Source organism: cf. Phormidesmis sp. LEGE 11477 (assembly GCF_015207105.1).
Classification (GTDB): domain Bacteria; phylum Cyanobacteriota; class Cyanobacteriia; order Phormidesmidales; family Phormidesmidaceae; genus Phormidesmis.
Map to the genome: position 1 here is coordinate 1 of NZ_JADEXO010000019.1, position 13,778 is coordinate 13,778.

General features: G+C 50.9%; 17 protein-coding genes. 7 read left to right on the plus strand and 10 right to left on the minus strand.

Annotation, left to right across the window (positions count from 1 at the left end; genetic code table 11):
• Window positions 1-1,271, plus strand: a 1,271-nt coding sequence (locus tag IQ256_RS08010) for a 16S rRNA (cytosine(967)-C(5))-methyltransferase (RefSeq protein WP_193855018.1), incomplete at its 5' end; no start/stop codon positions are given.
• On the opposite strand, the gene IQ256_RS08015 is transcribed toward IQ256_RS08010, so the two are convergent.
• The 6 genes from IQ256_RS08015 to IQ256_RS08035 all read right to left on the minus strand — a co-directional run bounded on the left by IQ256_RS08015 (window position 1,240) and on the right by IQ256_RS08035 (window position 5,299).
• Window positions 1,240-1,521: a hypothetical protein gene (locus tag IQ256_RS08015; RefSeq protein WP_193855019.1), complete on the minus strand. Its 282-nt coding sequence runs from the start codon at window positions 1,519-1,521 to the stop codon at window positions 1,240-1,242. The two genes, IQ256_RS08010 and IQ256_RS08015, sit on opposite strands and share 32 nt — an antisense overlap.
• A complete protein-coding gene (locus IQ256_RS08020) occupies window positions 1,518-2,246 on the minus strand; it encodes a YdcF family protein (protein WP_370623377.1) in 729 nt (242 codons plus the stop codon). Before IQ256_RS08020 ends, IQ256_RS08015 begins: the two co-directional genes overlap by 4 nt.
• A gap of 151 nt (window positions 2,247-2,397) precedes the next feature.
• Window positions 2,398-2,727: a hypothetical protein gene (locus IQ256_RS08025; protein ID WP_193855021.1), complete on the minus strand. Its 330-nt coding sequence runs from the start codon at window positions 2,725-2,727 to the stop codon at window positions 2,398-2,400.
• A gap of 85 nt (window positions 2,728-2,812) precedes the next feature.
• The gene (locus IQ256_RS29510; protein WP_255516190.1) at window positions 2,813-3,340 is read right to left on the minus strand and encodes an AAA family ATPase; all 528 of its coding nucleotides are present in this window, start codon (window positions 3,338-3,340) and stop codon (window positions 2,813-2,815) included.
• A 5-nt stretch (window positions 3,341-3,345) separates the two neighbouring features.
• Window positions 3,346-4,419 carry a hypothetical protein gene (locus IQ256_RS08030; protein ID WP_228024679.1) on the minus strand — a complete coding sequence of 358 codons (1,074 nt, stop codon included), beginning with the start codon at window positions 4,417-4,419 and terminating at the stop codon, window positions 3,346-3,348.
• Between the two features lie 226 nt (window positions 4,420-4,645).
• Complete coding sequence (locus IQ256_RS08035; RefSeq protein ID WP_193855022.1) at window positions 4,646-5,299, minus strand: 50S ribosomal protein L25/general stress protein Ctc; 654 nt, start codon at window positions 5,297-5,299, stop codon at window positions 4,646-4,648.
• A gap of 342 nt (window positions 5,300-5,641) precedes the next feature.
• Here IQ256_RS08035 and IQ256_RS08040 point away from each other — a divergent pair, with 342 nt between their 5' ends.
• Together IQ256_RS08040 and IQ256_RS08045 are read left to right on the plus strand one after the other, a co-directional pair.
• Window positions 5,642-5,836 (plus strand): type II toxin-antitoxin system VapB family antitoxin, encoded by a 195-nt coding sequence (locus IQ256_RS08040; RefSeq protein ID WP_193855023.1) that lies wholly within the window; start codon window positions 5,642-5,644, stop codon window positions 5,834-5,836.
• A complete protein-coding gene (locus IQ256_RS08045) occupies window positions 5,836-6,210 on the plus strand; it encodes a type II toxin-antitoxin system VapC family toxin (RefSeq protein ID WP_193855024.1) in 375 nt (124 codons plus the stop codon). Before IQ256_RS08040 ends, IQ256_RS08045 begins: the two co-directional genes overlap by 1 nt.
• 101 nt (window positions 6,211-6,311) lie before the next feature.
• On the opposite strand, the gene IQ256_RS08050 is transcribed toward IQ256_RS08045, so the two are convergent.
• A complete protein-coding gene (locus tag IQ256_RS08050; RefSeq protein ID WP_193855025.1) occupies window positions 6,312-7,652 on the minus strand; it encodes an adenylosuccinate synthase in 1,341 nt (446 codons plus the stop codon).
• Window positions 7,653-8,174: 522 nt separating this feature from the next.
• Between IQ256_RS08050 and IQ256_RS08055 the strand changes: the two genes are divergently transcribed.
• Window positions 8,175-9,221 carry an adenosine deaminase gene (locus tag IQ256_RS08055; RefSeq protein ID WP_193855026.1) on the plus strand — a complete coding sequence of 349 codons (1,047 nt, stop codon included), beginning with the start codon at window positions 8,175-8,177 and terminating at the stop codon, window positions 9,219-9,221.
• A 32-nt stretch (window positions 9,222-9,253) separates the two neighbouring features.
• On the opposite strand, the gene IQ256_RS08060 is transcribed toward IQ256_RS08055, so the two are convergent.
• Window positions 9,254-9,640: a DUF4168 domain-containing protein gene (locus IQ256_RS08060; protein ID WP_193855027.1), complete on the minus strand. Its 387-nt coding sequence runs from the start codon at window positions 9,638-9,640 to the stop codon at window positions 9,254-9,256.
• Between the two features lie 183 nt (window positions 9,641-9,823).
• Here IQ256_RS08060 and IQ256_RS08065 point away from each other — a divergent pair, with 183 nt between their 5' ends.
• Together IQ256_RS08065 and hisS are read left to right on the plus strand one after the other, a co-directional pair.
• Complete coding sequence (locus IQ256_RS08065; protein ID WP_228024680.1) at window positions 9,824-10,129, plus strand: LuxR C-terminal-related transcriptional regulator; 306 nt, start codon at window positions 9,824-9,826, stop codon at window positions 10,127-10,129.
• A gap of 181 nt (window positions 10,130-10,310) precedes the next feature.
• On the plus strand, window positions 10,311-11,606 hold the full coding sequence (hisS, locus tag IQ256_RS08070; RefSeq protein WP_193855028.1) for a histidine--tRNA ligase: 1,296 nt from the start codon (window positions 10,311-10,313) through the stop codon (window positions 11,604-11,606).
• 34 nt (window positions 11,607-11,640) lie between these two features.
• On the opposite strand, the gene IQ256_RS08075 is transcribed toward hisS, so the two are convergent.
• Together IQ256_RS08075 and IQ256_RS08080 are read right to left on the minus strand one after the other, a co-directional pair.
• Window positions 11,641-11,874 carry a hypothetical protein gene (locus tag IQ256_RS08075; protein WP_193855029.1) on the minus strand — a complete coding sequence of 78 codons (234 nt, stop codon included), beginning with the start codon at window positions 11,872-11,874 and terminating at the stop codon, window positions 11,641-11,643.
• A gap of 161 nt (window positions 11,875-12,035) precedes the next feature.
• Window positions 12,036-12,740, minus strand: coding sequence for a hypothetical protein (locus IQ256_RS08080; protein WP_193855030.1), 705 nt, complete (start codon window positions 12,738-12,740; stop codon window positions 12,036-12,038).
• 185 nt (window positions 12,741-12,925) lie between these two features.
• Here IQ256_RS08080 and IQ256_RS08085 point away from each other — a divergent pair, with 185 nt between their 5' ends.
• On the plus strand, window positions 12,926-13,726 hold the full coding sequence (locus IQ256_RS08085) for a TerC family protein (protein WP_193855031.1): 801 nt from the start codon (window positions 12,926-12,928) through the stop codon (window positions 13,724-13,726).
• Window positions 13,727-13,778: the final 52 nt, after the last annotated feature.

A 13,778-nucleotide genomic window follows, 5' to 3' on the forward strand; every position in this document is an offset into this window, starting at 1 on the left:
GTACTCAATCCAGCACTGGTCTGAGTGCCCAGGATAAAGGACTTGTCACCGAGCTGGTCTATGGCAGCGTCCGTAGACGTAGAACGCTAGATGCGCTGATTGATCAGTTCGGCAAGCGTCCGGCGGCAAAGCAGCAGAGCGATCTGCTCCAAATTCTACGGCTGGGTTTCTATCAGCTGCGCTACTTGGATCACGTGCCTGAGCATGCTGTTGTTGATACAACTGTGCAGCTAGCGAAATCTCAAAGACTCGGTAAGCTCAGCGGCGTGGTTAACGGGATGCTGCGCCAATATATCCGCGAAACAAAATCTGAGTCAGATATAGCCGCTGACCCGCTGAAGCTGCTGGAAGAGAGTACGCAGCGGCTAGGCGTTTTGCACAGCTATCCCGATTGGATTGTTGATGTTTGGCGCTCTGTGTTGCCAGATGACCAAGTAGCCGCCCTGTGTGAGTATTTCAATCAACCGCCCCATCTGGATTTGAGAATTAATCTGCAGCGCCAGTCTCTATTAGCTGCGATCGCTGTTTTTGCAGAGGCTGGCATCGAAGCAGTGCCTGTCGAAGGAGTGCCGTCGGCGCTGAGACTGACTTCACCTGTAGGTGCAGTGGCTCGGCTTCCAGGCTATGCCCAAGGCGGGTGGGCGGTGCAAGATAGCAGCGCTCAGCTCGTGAGCTATCTATTAGACCCGCAGCCGGGCGAAGTAATTATTGATGCCTGCGCCGCGCCCGGCGGAAAAAGCCTACATATTGCAGAGATGATGCAGAATGAGGGTACGGTCTGGAGCTGTGATCGCACTCCCTCGCGCACGAAAAAGATTCAGCAAAACATTGACCGTCTCGGCGCGACCATTGTCCGTCCAATCATGGGCGATAGCCGCAGTCAGCCCGCTTTTGTTGGCCAGGGCGATCGCGTGCTCCTAGACGTGCCCTGCTCTGGGCTAGGCACGCTCAACCGTCATGCCGATGGCCGCTGGCGACAAACCCCTGAGTCTGTAAAATCTCTGGTGATCTTGCAACAAGAAATCCTGACTCACGCTTCTACCTGGGTTAAACCTGGCGGCATCCTCGTTTATGCTACCTGCACGCTGCATCCAGACGAAAACGAAGCGCAGATCGAAACTTTTCTGGCTCAAAATCCAGCGTGGGCGATCGAAGCGCCACCGCCTTCGTTTTTGATCGAACCCAGTGAAGCTGGCTGGATTAAGGTATGGCCTCATCTTCAGCAGATGGACGGCTTCTTTATGGTGAAGCTGCGCCGCGCCACCACATGAACGAATTTGCGTCGTTCTGCATGGACGCGACCTCTGCCCGGTTCTGCTCCGCCAGCTTGGAATACCATTCGCAATAGTCGGCAAACGCCTGTCGATGGGCGGCCTCTCTTTGAAAGTCGATCGCAGCCTGATGGAGCTGTAGCGCCTCGCTGACCCCTCTAACTTCGGCAGCGCGCGGGACTAGATACTCAAACACGGCATGCTGATGCATACCCAAATGGTTGATATCTGGCTTGATGCTATCGGTCATGCCCAGCCTCGCAGTCGATAAATTGCAAATCCTATGTATTCTTTCATAGCCCTAGTGAATCGCCCAGTCGCTTCGGCGTGGGGCAGCAGAGATAGAATCCGTCCTTCAATCGTAGTCCCCCCCGACTCATCTGGGGGCGTGGCCACTAGATAATCTGTGGGCGCTGGAATGACCTCAATATCTAGCTTTTGGAAGATAGCAACAGAACGAGGCATGTGGACCGCAGACGTCACTAGCAGCACGGATTCGATGGATTGCGCTGCTAGAATCTCTTTGACGTTCACTGCGTTTTGGCGGGTGTTGAGTGAGGTCTCTTCCAGGATGATGTCTGCTGCTGGCACATTCATCGCCATCGCCAACGCTTTCATATCATCTGCTTCAGATTCGTCGCTGCCACCTCGCCACTGCACCCGACCGCCGCTGAGGATTAGCTTGGGGGCGTGGCCTTGATTGTAAAGTCTGGCGGCATAGAGAATGCGATCGCCCGCTTCGCCTACTTCTACCCACGGCCTCGGTGCGATCGCTGGTACAGTCGCTCCGCCTAGTACTACAATCGCATCGGCTGTCGGCACCGGATCGGGTGGAAAATAGCGCCACTCTAACGAGCTGAGCAGCTTGTCGCTGACCACCGGATTGCTGCTGAAAAAAAGGATGAATAGAGCAAGGGCGATCGCACCCGTTGCCCGGCGAGGATGACGCCACAGCCAAACTAGACCTAGCGCCATCAGTAAGCTGCTAAGCCCTACAGGATAAACAAACAGGGGAAGCAGTTTAGAGAGAAAGAACATTTAGAGAGAAAGAATATAAGTAAAAGCTAGCGGTGTAAGCGCGATCCAGTCGAAAGATCTGCTTCGAAGCGATCTACTGATAGGCGGTTTACTTGCCCAGCCGTCTATCTCTTGCCCGCCGCTGGCGCTCTATATATCGCTGATTCGCTCTGTTTGTTTTTAAGAAAGGCAGCTCAAAGTATGGATTTGCATCAGAGCCGTCTGCATCGGGGCGTCTGAGCTTGTCTGTCGGCGGTAGTCCTTTCGGCCCTTTCGGCGTGCCGCCCTCAACTTTCCACCAGCCAGTTGCAATGCCACCCGCAATACCAGCGATCGCGCCAAACAAAATGCTAAAAGGCACCGAATACCCGATCAAGAAAAAGATAATGAGGAAAATCAGCCAGGTTCTGATGACTGCTGGGATGATTAAATCAGCCACGATGAAAAATCCTGTATTGAGTGGATATACAAGCTGCCAACGGGGGTTGCGCTAGGCGAACGATCAGAAGTTCCAAATATACTCTTTATTCTCTCATCTGATTTCGTTCAAGAGAGTCAAATACACCACCCAACTGCCGCTGGACCTCGTTGGCTGTCTGTGTCGTATCGACGGTTATCACGGGTTCTGTTTGGCCAAAGGGCTCCATAGACTGCTTTGCTAAGATTGCCGCAGTCGCATCAGCAATATCACCGCTACGCTGCTTTACTCGTGTCCTCAAGACTTCTGGCGGCGCAGTGCAATACAAAAAGGTTAGCAATAGGTTTTGGGTAGTGGTTTTGGCGATCGCCTCCAATCTTTTCTCCTGCCGATCGAACTTTGCATCTAATATCACCCGGTAGCCCCGAGTGGCTAACTGCACGCCTAGATCGATCAGTCGGCTGTATGTTTTGTCTGTCATCGCAGCGGTATAGATCTCGTCGCCACCTTTTTCCTGCAAGCAAATACCCGCCAAATGCTTACGCACCGCATCCGAACGCAAGCGAATAGCGCCTGATGTCTTCACCAGTTGGCTAGCCGTTGTGCTTTTCCCCGAGCCCGATAGCCCGCACATCGCGACTATAGCTGCTTTTTTTTTTGCCCGTCCTTTCCTTTGATATACGACCAGGCCAGTTTGTAGTACTTAGCGGCTCTCTCGCTAGCCGCCTTTTGCTCGGCTTCAGGCACAGACGGATCGCCCAGCATAAAAGAGGTCACTTTCGCGCGCACATAAGACTGACGACTGACGTACAGAGGCAGGATCTCCAATCCTTCGTAGTCGCCTGTCGCTTCGACGTATTGATTCAAAAAGACTTGAGCGAGATCTTGCCGCCCGGCCACTTCTAAGTCCATGACGATGTAGGCAATATCGAACATCGTATCGACAAAGCGGAAAGACTCGTTGAACTCAATACAGTCAAACAGTAGAATTTTGCCTTCCCATTCGCAGATATTGCCCAGATGCAAATCGCCGTGGCAGGCACGAATTCGATCGGCGTCTAAGCGTTTTTGGAACAGCGCTTGTTCAGTTTCAAAGAAGCGGTCTGTGTAGGCTTTGGTTTCGTCAAACTGCTTTTGGGTTTGAGGTTTGGTGATCTCGTTGCCGCCAACGTAGGCGATAGTCTGTTCGTAGTTTTCATCGAATGCCTGACGGATAGCTTCGGGCTTGCCGTAGGTGCGAATGTGCTCGCTAGTAGCGGTCTTGCTATGAAACTCAGCGATAGTTTGGGCCAGCGATCGCACCTTCTCTTCATCCAATAATCCTTTGGCAAACTGCTCACTGAGCAACGCCGACTGCGGAAACTGTCGCATTTTCACCGCGTATTCGACGGGCTCACCGTCACCATTGATCTCGGCATTGATCTCAGCATTATCTGCTGTGCCAGTGATAGTCACCACATCTAGGTACAGGCTGCCGGCCCCTCGCTGGTTGAGCCGTAGCTCTTCTTCACAGAAATACTGGCGTTTTTCGAGTGTGGAATAGTCTAGGAACCCAAAATTCAAGGGCTTCTTCAGCTTGTAGACATAGTCACCCGTCAGCAGCACGTATGAGATGTGAGTCTGCATTAGGCGGATGGGATCGGCTACCGAATGCGGGTAGAAATCTGGCTTGAGCATCTGCTGAATTAGCGGTGGCAGGGTGGAATCGGGCATGGTTTCTGGAGATGAAGGGTGGGGGAATAGGGGATAGGGATAGAAAACGAGAAATAGGCGCTAGGAGATGAACCTTGAAAGCTTTGGGCCGCTGCGATCGCCAAAAAACTGAAAGGGGCCAGGAAGTCTATTTCCTAACCCCTTTCTTCAGTTTCTAGTTTCAGAAATAAATTCTTTAGCTAGCTTACAGGTACGCTTTCCTCGCATACATGCATAAAAATGGTGACTATGAATCAGCCGTGTTGATATCTTCCTCAACCTTGATTGTCTCTGTCGGCGTTGCTTCAGGAACCTCTCCAGAAGCGGCTTCAACCGCAGCCACTGTGCGAGGTGCCAGCACTGAGACAACTAGCAAATTAGGGTCTAAATCGATAGAGGCTCCCTTCGGCAGCTTAATCTCACCCACGTGCAGCGCATCGCCAATCTTCATCTCGGAAACGTCTACGTCCAAAGTCTGAGGAATGGCATCAGGCGGGCACTTTAGCTGAACTTCGGTCATGACTGTGTCGAGAGTGCCGCCTTCATCGGTTACACCAATCGCATCTCCGACAAAGCTGATCGGCATGCTGACTTCAATTTCTGACTGCGAAGCGATCGAGAAAAAGCTCAAGTGATGCAGCTTGTTTTTCCAAGGATGCTTTTGCACCTCGCGCAAGATCACTTTGCCGCTCCAAGGCAAATCAGGCACGTTGACGGTAATCACCGACTTGTTCACCGATGCTTTTCGCAGCAGGGCTTCAGCTTCGTAGTTGCTTAGCTTGAGCGAGATGGAGTTGTTACCGTCATGTCCGTATAAGACGGCAGGTAGGGTGCCTTCTCTACGCAGTTTTTTGGGCTTGTCTTCTGGCGCACGCTGGGCGCATTCAATTGATAAATCCATGAGAGTTCTGTTGGTTCAGGCGGTATGTTCAGGCGGTATGTTCAGGCGGTGTGTTCAGTCTGTGGTGGGATTGAAGATAAGGCAGGTGTCAATAGCCAGACAAGCCCGAGGATCTATAGTACCTGATTAGTGGGCGATCGCATGAGGTTTTTCGTTAGGGGCGATCGCGACAGGTCGAATTTGCTGCCCAATTTCTTCACGCATCAAACAAACTAAGACTGAGCACGCGATCACAAAACAGCACATTGCAACTCAGACAAGTGTATAGCGAGAAATACATGCATACAAAGTAGCATCAGACTACATATAATTGAGTCGTATAGATATTGGTAAAGATCACGAATGCGTACGACTCTTAATATCGACGATGATCTACTAGCAGAAGCTCGTCGCGTTACAGGCTTAGCCGAAAAAACGGCTTTAGTAAAAGCGGGCCTGATTGCGCTGATAGAAAGGGAGAGCGCAAAACGCTTAGCCTCGCTTGGCGGTACCGAAAAAGAATTACGTACTATTCCAAGACGCCAGCTCGATTCCTGATGATTCTTGTCGATACTTCCGTTTGGGTAGACCATCTTCGTATAGGCATTCCGGCTTTAGCAGAACTGCTCCTACAAGAGCAGGTGTTGATTCATCCATTCGTTATTGGAGAGCTTGCTTGCGGAAATATTCAGAATCGCCGGGAAGTTCTAAGCCTGCTTCATAACCTGCCGCTCATTTCAGTCGCCAGCGAACAAGAAGTACTGTTGCTAGTAGAAAGTCGTTCCTTGATGGGAAGAGGTGTCGGCTACATCGACATGCATTTGCTGGCATCCGTGCTAATCCGAAACGGCTCAAAGCTATGGACACGTGATAAAAGACTGATAGCAATCACCAGCGAAATGAATCTCTCCCTAGAGCCTCCGACCGCGTAGCTTACAGAAATAGCACTCCAGACGCAGCGGATCAGCGGGAGCGCTAACGTAGAGCAAATCAGCATCGCTAGGCTGAGTCCCTGTCGTCAGAGCTCTATGATTTAAGCGGCTGTGCCAAAAGCGCTGGTGTGTTCTTTTAGCAACGCTCGCTTTGGACCGTGAATCGGATCTTCGACAATAATAGTCTGGTCGCGACTAGCCCCTAACGAAACGATCGCAATCGGAGCCTCGGTTAGTCTGGCTAAGAACTCTAAATAGTCCAATGCAGCTTTGGGCAAATCTTCTAAGGTGCGGCAGTGCTCGGTTGATTCTTTCCAGCCAGGAAGGGTCTCGTAAATTGGCTTGCAGCGGGCAAACTGCTGCGCGTTGCTAGGCAGATCGGTGCAGCGCTCGCCGTCTAGTTCGTAGGCAACGCACACTTTGATCTCTTCTAATCCGTCTAGCACATCGAGCTTGGTCACGGCTAGGCAGTCGAGGCCGTTGATCCGAACGGCGTAGCGACCGACGACGCCATCGAACCAGCCACAGCGACGACGACGACCCGTCGTGGTGCCGAATTCCGCGCCGATTTCGCAGATCATGTTACCGACTTCGTCGTCTAGTTCAGTGGGAAAGGGACCTTCGCCGACGCGGGTTGTGTAAGCTTTGGCGACGCCAATAACGCGATCAATTGCCGTAGGGCCGACGCCTGAACCGATGCAGGCTCCGCCCGCTACCGGATTAGATGAGGTGACGTAGGGATAGGTGCCGTGGTCAAGATCTAGCAGCGTGCCCTGTGCGCCTTCAAAGAGGATGTTTTTCTTTTGCAAAGAGGCGTTGTAGATTTTTAGGGAGCTGTCGGTGATATGCGATCGCAGCCTGTCTGCATATCCCAAATATTCTTCTAATATTTCTTCTACGTTTAGTGGCTCCAAGTTATAGAGCTTTTCTAGCACCACGTTTTTAGCCTTGACCGTCCACTTGAGCTGCTCGGCAAAGCCGTCTGCATCCATCAGATCGATCATCCGAATGCCGGTGCGCTCAGACTTATCTGCGTAGGTTGGGCCGATTCCTCGCTTGGTCGTGCCAATTTTTTTGCTGCCGCGCTGCTCTTCTGCCGCCTGATCGATCAGACGATGGTAGGGCATCGTCACATGGGCGCTTTGAGAGATAAATAGATTCTTAGAAGAAACATTTAGCGCCTCTACTTTGTCTAATTCTGCGATCAGCTCTTTGGGATCGATGACCGTACCGCTACCGATGATGCATTCGGTATCAGGATAGAGAATACCCGATGGAATCAGATGCAATTTGAAGGTCTGATCGTCAACGACGACGGTGTGGCCAGCGTTAACGCCGCCCTGATAGCGCACCACCACATCTGCTGATTTGCTGAGCAGATCGGTGATTTTGCCTTTACCTTCATCGCCCCACTGAGCGCCGATAACAATAACGTTAGCCAAAAGAAGTACGTTGCTAAAGTTCAACCAAACAACAATTATCGCCAAGCTTTGAGTTAAGTGTCAACAAAAAACGTTGGCGTATCGACACACTGACTGCTTGCTATTTGAGTAAATAGTGGGTGTTAAGCACTGAATTCTGCCGCGATCGCCTGCTGCGACTGCAAAAAATCAATCTTATCTATAGAAGATCTTCACACCTTGCGTACACGAAGTGCGTAATTATGCGTTACAAGAAACAAATAAGTTTTTTGAACTTTCAGTGAGCTCTCTGAATCACCGAGTTCATTGAATCACCAAACTCTCTGATTCGCGCCTGATGAAAAAGCCCCAAGCTGAACGTTGAATTGATCTGAACACCGAATCGATCTAACGCCAGTATCAGCTAGCTCCGTACTGACAACTGTATGGATGACTGTATGGATGAAAAAGGGTTCTGGAACCCGCCTGTACGAAAGGCAAATGTACGAAAGCTGCAAAGGGACTGGGCCGCAAAGACAAAACATTCCTAGAGGATTATTTTCAATGAGTTTATACGCAGAACTTCACCGCCATTTAGGAGGGTCCGTCGTACCTAGAGTGCTATGGCGCTATTTTGAGCGTAATCGACCGGACATTTCTGACCAGTTCGACAGCTACAGCGACTTCGAGCTGTTTTATACCCAGCCCAAAGATACGCTAGAAGACTATCTGAAGCTCCACACGCTAGTTGAGAGCGTACAGACCAAAGAAGCGCTGCCCTACTTTATCTATCGACTGATTCGCGGTGCCTATATTTTTGAGAACCTAGCCTATCTAGAGCTGCGCTACACTCCCTTCTATCGCACGCCCGAGCGACTCAGCAATGTCGAAAGGATCGATGCGATGGCCGATATTATTGAGGTGGTCGGGCGGGCCAGCCAGCAAAGTGAATATCCGGTGGTGACTAAGCAAATTCTTTGTATGCACTCCCGGTTGCCCTATGAGATCAACCGGGCGACGATAGAGCTAGCAGCCCAGTATCCAGAGTACGTCTGTGGGGTAGATATCGCTGGTGGAGATGCCGCCTATAAACTCGAAGAAATTAAGCGGCTGTATGTCCATGCCCAGAATCTAGGGCTAAACACGACTGGCCACCTCTATGAAACCAAAGACGGCTGCTACCCAGAGCTGTTGCCCTACCTCAAGCGGATCGGCCACGGTATCCAAATCCCGTTGCACTATCCAGAACTGCTTAGAGACGTTGCCGCTAGAGGTCAGTGTCTAGAAGTGTGTCCGACTACCTATTTGCAGACTGGCACGTTAGAAGAGATTGCTCAGCTCAAAACTGTGTTTGACCGCTGCTTTGATGCTGGCGTAGATATCGCTATCTGCACAGACAACGCTGGATTGCACAATGTCCGACTGCCCTTTGAGTATGAAAACTTGCTTACCCACGATGTAATTGGTTTCGATGGGCTCAGGGCCTGTCAGGCAGCGGCCTTTCGCCATGCGTTTGCCTGGAGCCATCCGCATCAGCCAGCTTCTGTAATTTCTAATTTGTTAAACGAGCAAAGGGAACGTCAGGCGAGCAGGGAAACGGTGGTTCAGTAAGCCGATTTCTGCACTTGGTGCTATTTCTTATGCTATTTCTCGGTGGCTCTGTCGAATATCTGGCGCTGAAAGGTTTTATCTCGACTCGCTGTGTCCAAGATTCGCATGTATTCAGGCAGTGTTAACCCGCTGCCTTGAATGATCTCGATAGTGTCGGTTTCGATAGAGCGCTGAACTTCTAGCGCCATGGGGCTATTTTCATCTTCGGGCAGTTCGGACTGGCGATCGCTCAGCAGCTGCAAGATTTGGAGGTAAGCTCTGGCGAACTGATCGAGCTTGTCGGTGGAAATTTTGTCGATGTTGATCGCTGCGGTATTTGCTGCCAAGAGTTGCATAGACGGCTGTGTCTCTTCTGGCTGTTTTGGCGCGATCGCTACCCATGGCGCTGCTAGGCTGTTGCTTGGAAACGCAAGAACCACAGGGCTTCCTAGTAATACAAAAGCCACAAAGAAATTCAGTAGCGAAGTTTTAAGGTAGGTGAGAAGGCGGCGGGTGAGAAAACTCTGGGAAAAGAATATTCTATTAAGACTGGAAAAAACGGCCATGCGATAAATTTCATTCACTACAATGATTACTAAGCATAATTACAGACTAAGGACTCTATGATAGGTAGCCAAGCCTCCGAAATCGACAGTCAGAATTCAACCAACGAGGTCATAGAAAGTGTCCAGCATGACTTGTCTAAGCGGGAGCTAGAAATTGTGGAGCTAGTCGCCGCAGGGTTGACCAACCAGGAGATCTCTCAGCAGCTAGAAATTAGCAAGCGCACCGTCGATAATCATGTCAGCAACATCTTGAGTAAGACCGCGACTGGTAATCGAGTTGCTTTGGTTCGCTGGGCCTTGCAGTCTGGTAAAGTCTGCATTGACGAACTGAACTGCTGTCGTCTACCAGATGCTTCTCTATAGGAATATAGTTTGTAGGAATCATAGAGAAATCTAGCTATATTCACGTCCTTGTATTCACTCTTCTTAGTTGATTGCTTTCTCGATAGCGCTGCTCAGTCGCAGAACTTCTTTGACGCGCTGACTCCCTAGAAGGTTAAACTTTCTGAGCGTAAAGAACTCGAACGTGAAGAATTAAAGGACTATGAGCAGCATTCAGGCCATTCGTGGAACTCGTGATATTTTGCCGTCGGAGTCTCCTCTGTGGGTGGTGATAGAAGGGATTGCTCGTCATGTGCTTTCTCAATCAGCCTACAAGGAGATTCGGACACCGATCTTTGAGATGACTGAGCTGTTTGCCCGTGGCATTGGTGAGGCCACTGATGCAGTTGGCAAAGAAATGTACAGCTTTGAAGATCGCGGCGGGCGCTCGATTGCGCTGCGGCCTGAAATTACGGCTGGGCTGGTGCGAGCGTTTATTCAAAATAAGCTATTTGCTCAAGGCGGCGTGCAAAGGCTGTGGCATATCGGTCCGGCCTTTCGATATGAGCGGCCTCAAGCGGGGCGGCAGCGGCAGTTTCATCAGCTAGATGTGGAAATTCTAGGTAGCCGGGATGCTAGAGCCGATGTAGAGATTATTGCGATCGCGACCCAAATTCTCAGCACCCTCGGACTCACTGCGCTTAGCCTTGATCTCAACTCTGTCGGCAGCGGCGAAGACCGTCAGAACTACAGAGATGCCTTAGTTGCCTACTTCTCGCCTTATAAGTCGGATCTTGATCCCGATTCGCAAGACCGCCTAGATCGCAACCCCCTTCGCATTCTAGATAGCAAAGACAAACGCACCCAAGAGATTGTTACCAATGCGCCTAGCCTGCTCGATTTTCTCTGCGAAGATTCTCAACGCCACTTCGACGCCGTTCAGCACCACCTGACCAATATTGGCATTGACTTCACGATCAATCCTCGGCTGGTGCGCGGCTTAGACTACTACACGCACACCGCCTTTGAAATTCAATCTTCTGATCTAGGGGCGCAAGCGACCGTCTGTGGCGGTGGGCGCTACGACGGCTTGGTCGCTCAGCTAGGTGGTCCCGATACGCCAGCGATCGGCTTTGGCATGGGACTAGAGCGGCTCGTGATCTTACTAGAGCAGATGGCGCAGTACAGCACCGATCCCTTTCTAGATATCTACCTGATTTCGCGCGGCGAGAAAGCGGAACTGCAATCGATGAAACTTGCCAGTCAACTTCGACAGAACGGCTATTTTGTTGAAGTTGACTTGAGTGGCAGCGCCTTTGGTAAACAGTTCAAACGGGCTGATCGCAGCGGCGCGGTGCTGGGTCTGATTCTTGGTGATGCCGAAGCCGAAGCTCAAAAAGTGCAGCTTAAATGGTTAGGCTCTGGTGAACAGTCAGAGATGACTCAATCCGCGCTAGTTGAAAATGTGGATGATATCAAGTCTAAGATAGCTAAAATCCGTGCTCAGGCTACCGCTTGAGTGCCCGCTTGAGTGCCCGCCTAAGCGCCTAGTTTTAATCGTCGTAGGCTGGTAGCACCGGAATTTCTTCTGCGGCGTTGAGCTGACGCCGAATTTTGTTAGTGGCTTCTACGTAGATAGTGATTTCTTCGTCACCTTCGGCCAGTCGATGAAAATCATCTGTGGTGAGCTTGTCTAGCAGGTTTTGCAGAGCATCCGCTTCTGCGGCGGAAAGCAATGCGCTCAGTCTGACACGAGGGGTGGAATCAGTAGAAGGGGGAATCTTCATAGTTTTGTTGTCTAGTCTATGGTCTATGAACGGCGGCGGCGAGTCACTCTGCCGACTGTTTGAGTAACGCTATATCTTCTCAGGGAAGTGAGCGGTTGGCTAGTTCTTTAATTTTGTCTGCAATCTTAACTGTCGCAGACAAGCGCTGTTCATTAACTTGCTTACTGCTCTTCTAGATATAGCAAAAAGCTCATAAGCTCATCGTCTGTGAGCTGTTGGCGCGATCGCTTGCCATAGGTTTTCTCTAGATACTCGCGGCCCTGGGCACTGGTCCAACCCAAGCGTCTTAGCTCTACATCCGTCTGGGCAATCACATCAGAGAGATCGACGGGTAGCGCACTGGTATTGAAATTTTCTAAGGCGATCGCAGCTGCAGAGATGCTCGGTGTAGACGCTGCCTGCATAGATGGCTCCTGCTCCGAGGCAGACAGTGGCTGTTCGACCACATCGTCAATAGGAGGACCAAGATCTTCTGAATCCACCAAAGCGGGTTCTTCCTCTGAAACTGACGCCGCTTGATCATTTTCAGATGTTGACAAAGGCTTGGTTTCAGCCTGTCCAACCGATACTGCTTGAGAAGTTTCTTCCTCGGTAATCTCAGAGGGATCGGTTTTTAGTTGGTTCGGTTGCTGGCTACTTGCTGAACTCTCTAGAGCTGAAATTCCTAGCAGTGCTAAGGCGCGATCACGCGCCTCATCCTCAGCCGCCTCCACCGACTGTCTCATGGCCAGCCCGGTCGCAATCGGTTCGCCCTCGACTAGAATGCTAGCGCGAACCACGAACTGACCATCGTAGATAGAAATCAGATCGGTAATGAGTGAGCCCTGCGGATATTGGGTTCTAAATTCTTGGAAGGATGTAGCCACTAGAAATTCTTCTACGCTCTCTTAACTAGAAGGCACTATAGACGGCAATCCGAAGCAGCACGACTTCGGCTTTCGATCTATTCTAAAGAGGGGTGAGCGTTCATGCCTCACTCTGATAAAAAGGACACTTGCCTTTATCTTTTCTGTCCTCATCCTTTTGAAGGACTGATTCCTTCAGCAAATACATGTTAGATCGCCTACTCGAAATGTCTCCTACGTTAGGGGGAGACACGCTGCTGCTGCTGCCCGTTCTGATTCTTTTGGAACTAGTGCTCTCTGCTGACAATGCGATCGCCCTAGCTGCGATCGCCAAAGGGCTAGAGACACCTGCTCTTCAAAAAAAAGCGCTCAACATCGGCCTCGTAGTAGCCTTTATCCTCAGATTGGCTTTGATTCTAGCTGCTAGCTGGGTGCTCAAATACTGGCAATTTGAGATTGCTGGGGCGATCTACTTACTTTGGCTAGTCTATCAGCACTTTTCCACGAGTGATGAGGACGAAGACGATCAGACTGGACCCAGGTTTAGCTCGCTGTGGAAAGCCATCCCCACCATCGCGCTGACTGATTTGGCCTTTTCTTTGGATAGTGTGACCACTGCGATCGCGCTTTCCAAAGAAGTGCTGATCGTGCTTCTTGGCGGCACCATTGGTATCATCGCCCTTCGCTTCATGGCCGGACTTTTCATCCGCTGGCTGGCTATCTACGTCCACCTAGAAGATGCTGGGTTTGTCACCGTTGCCATCGTCGGCCTGCGCCTGATTGTCCGCGTCATTGATCCTGCCCTAGTTCCTCCAGAGTGGGTGATGGTCAGCGTGATCTTTGGTCTCTTCGCCTGGGGCTTCTCCGAAAGAGTCTCCACCCCCACTATCGCCAAATCAGAAATTTCTGTCACCGTTCCCGATCTGTCTGGTGCAGTCACAGAGCCTAAAGTATCTGCTGATGAACTAGTGACAACTAATGAAGAAAGGCAAGCAGAGACGATATAGAGATGGTGAGTATGTCGCTACAGAGGCGTCTGGCTAAAATGGCCTGCTAGCG

What these genes read in the sequence shown, in the direction of transcription:
- IQ256_RS08075 (WP_193855029.1), bottom strand. Translation starts at nt 11,874, where the DNA reads ATGAAGATTCCCCCTTCTACTGATTCCACCCCTCGTGTCAGACTGAGC.
- IQ256_RS08015 (WP_193855019.1), bottom strand. Translation starts at nt 1,521, where the DNA reads ATGACCGATAGCATCAAGCCAGATATCAACCATTTGGGTATGCATCAG.
- IQ256_RS08040 (WP_193855023.1), top strand. Translation starts at nt 5,642, where the DNA reads ATGCGTACGACTCTTAATATCGACGATGATCTACTAGCAGAAGCTCGT.
- IQ256_RS29510 (WP_255516190.1), bottom strand. Translation starts at nt 3,340, where the DNA reads ATGTGCGGGCTATCGGGCTCGGGGAAAAGCACAACGGCTAGCCAACTG.
- IQ256_RS08045 (WP_193855024.1), top strand. Translation starts at nt 5,836, where the DNA reads ATGATTCTTGTCGATACTTCCGTTTGGGTAGACCATCTTCGTATAGGC.
- IQ256_RS08065 (WP_228024680.1), top strand. Translation starts at nt 9,824, where the DNA reads ATGATAGGTAGCCAAGCCTCCGAAATCGACAGTCAGAATTCAACCAAC.
- IQ256_RS08055 (WP_193855026.1), top strand. Translation starts at nt 8,175, where the DNA reads ATGAGTTTATACGCAGAACTTCACCGCCATTTAGGAGGGTCCGTCGTA.
- IQ256_RS08035 (WP_193855022.1), bottom strand. Translation starts at nt 5,299, where the DNA reads ATGGATTTATCAATTGAATGCGCCCAGCGTGCGCCAGAAGACAAGCCC.
- IQ256_RS08085 (WP_193855031.1), top strand. Translation starts at nt 12,926, where the DNA reads ATGTTAGATCGCCTACTCGAAATGTCTCCTACGTTAGGGGGAGACACG.
- hisS (WP_193855028.1), top strand. Translation starts at nt 10,311, where the DNA reads ATGAGCAGCATTCAGGCCATTCGTGGAACTCGTGATATTTTGCCGTCG.
- IQ256_RS08030 (WP_228024679.1), bottom strand. Translation starts at nt 4,419, where the DNA reads ATGCCCGATTCCACCCTGCCACCGCTAATTCAGCAGATGCTCAAGCCA.
- IQ256_RS08020 (WP_370623377.1), bottom strand. Translation starts at nt 2,246, where the DNA reads ATGGCGCTAGGTCTAGTTTGGCTGTGGCGTCATCCTCGCCGGGCAACG.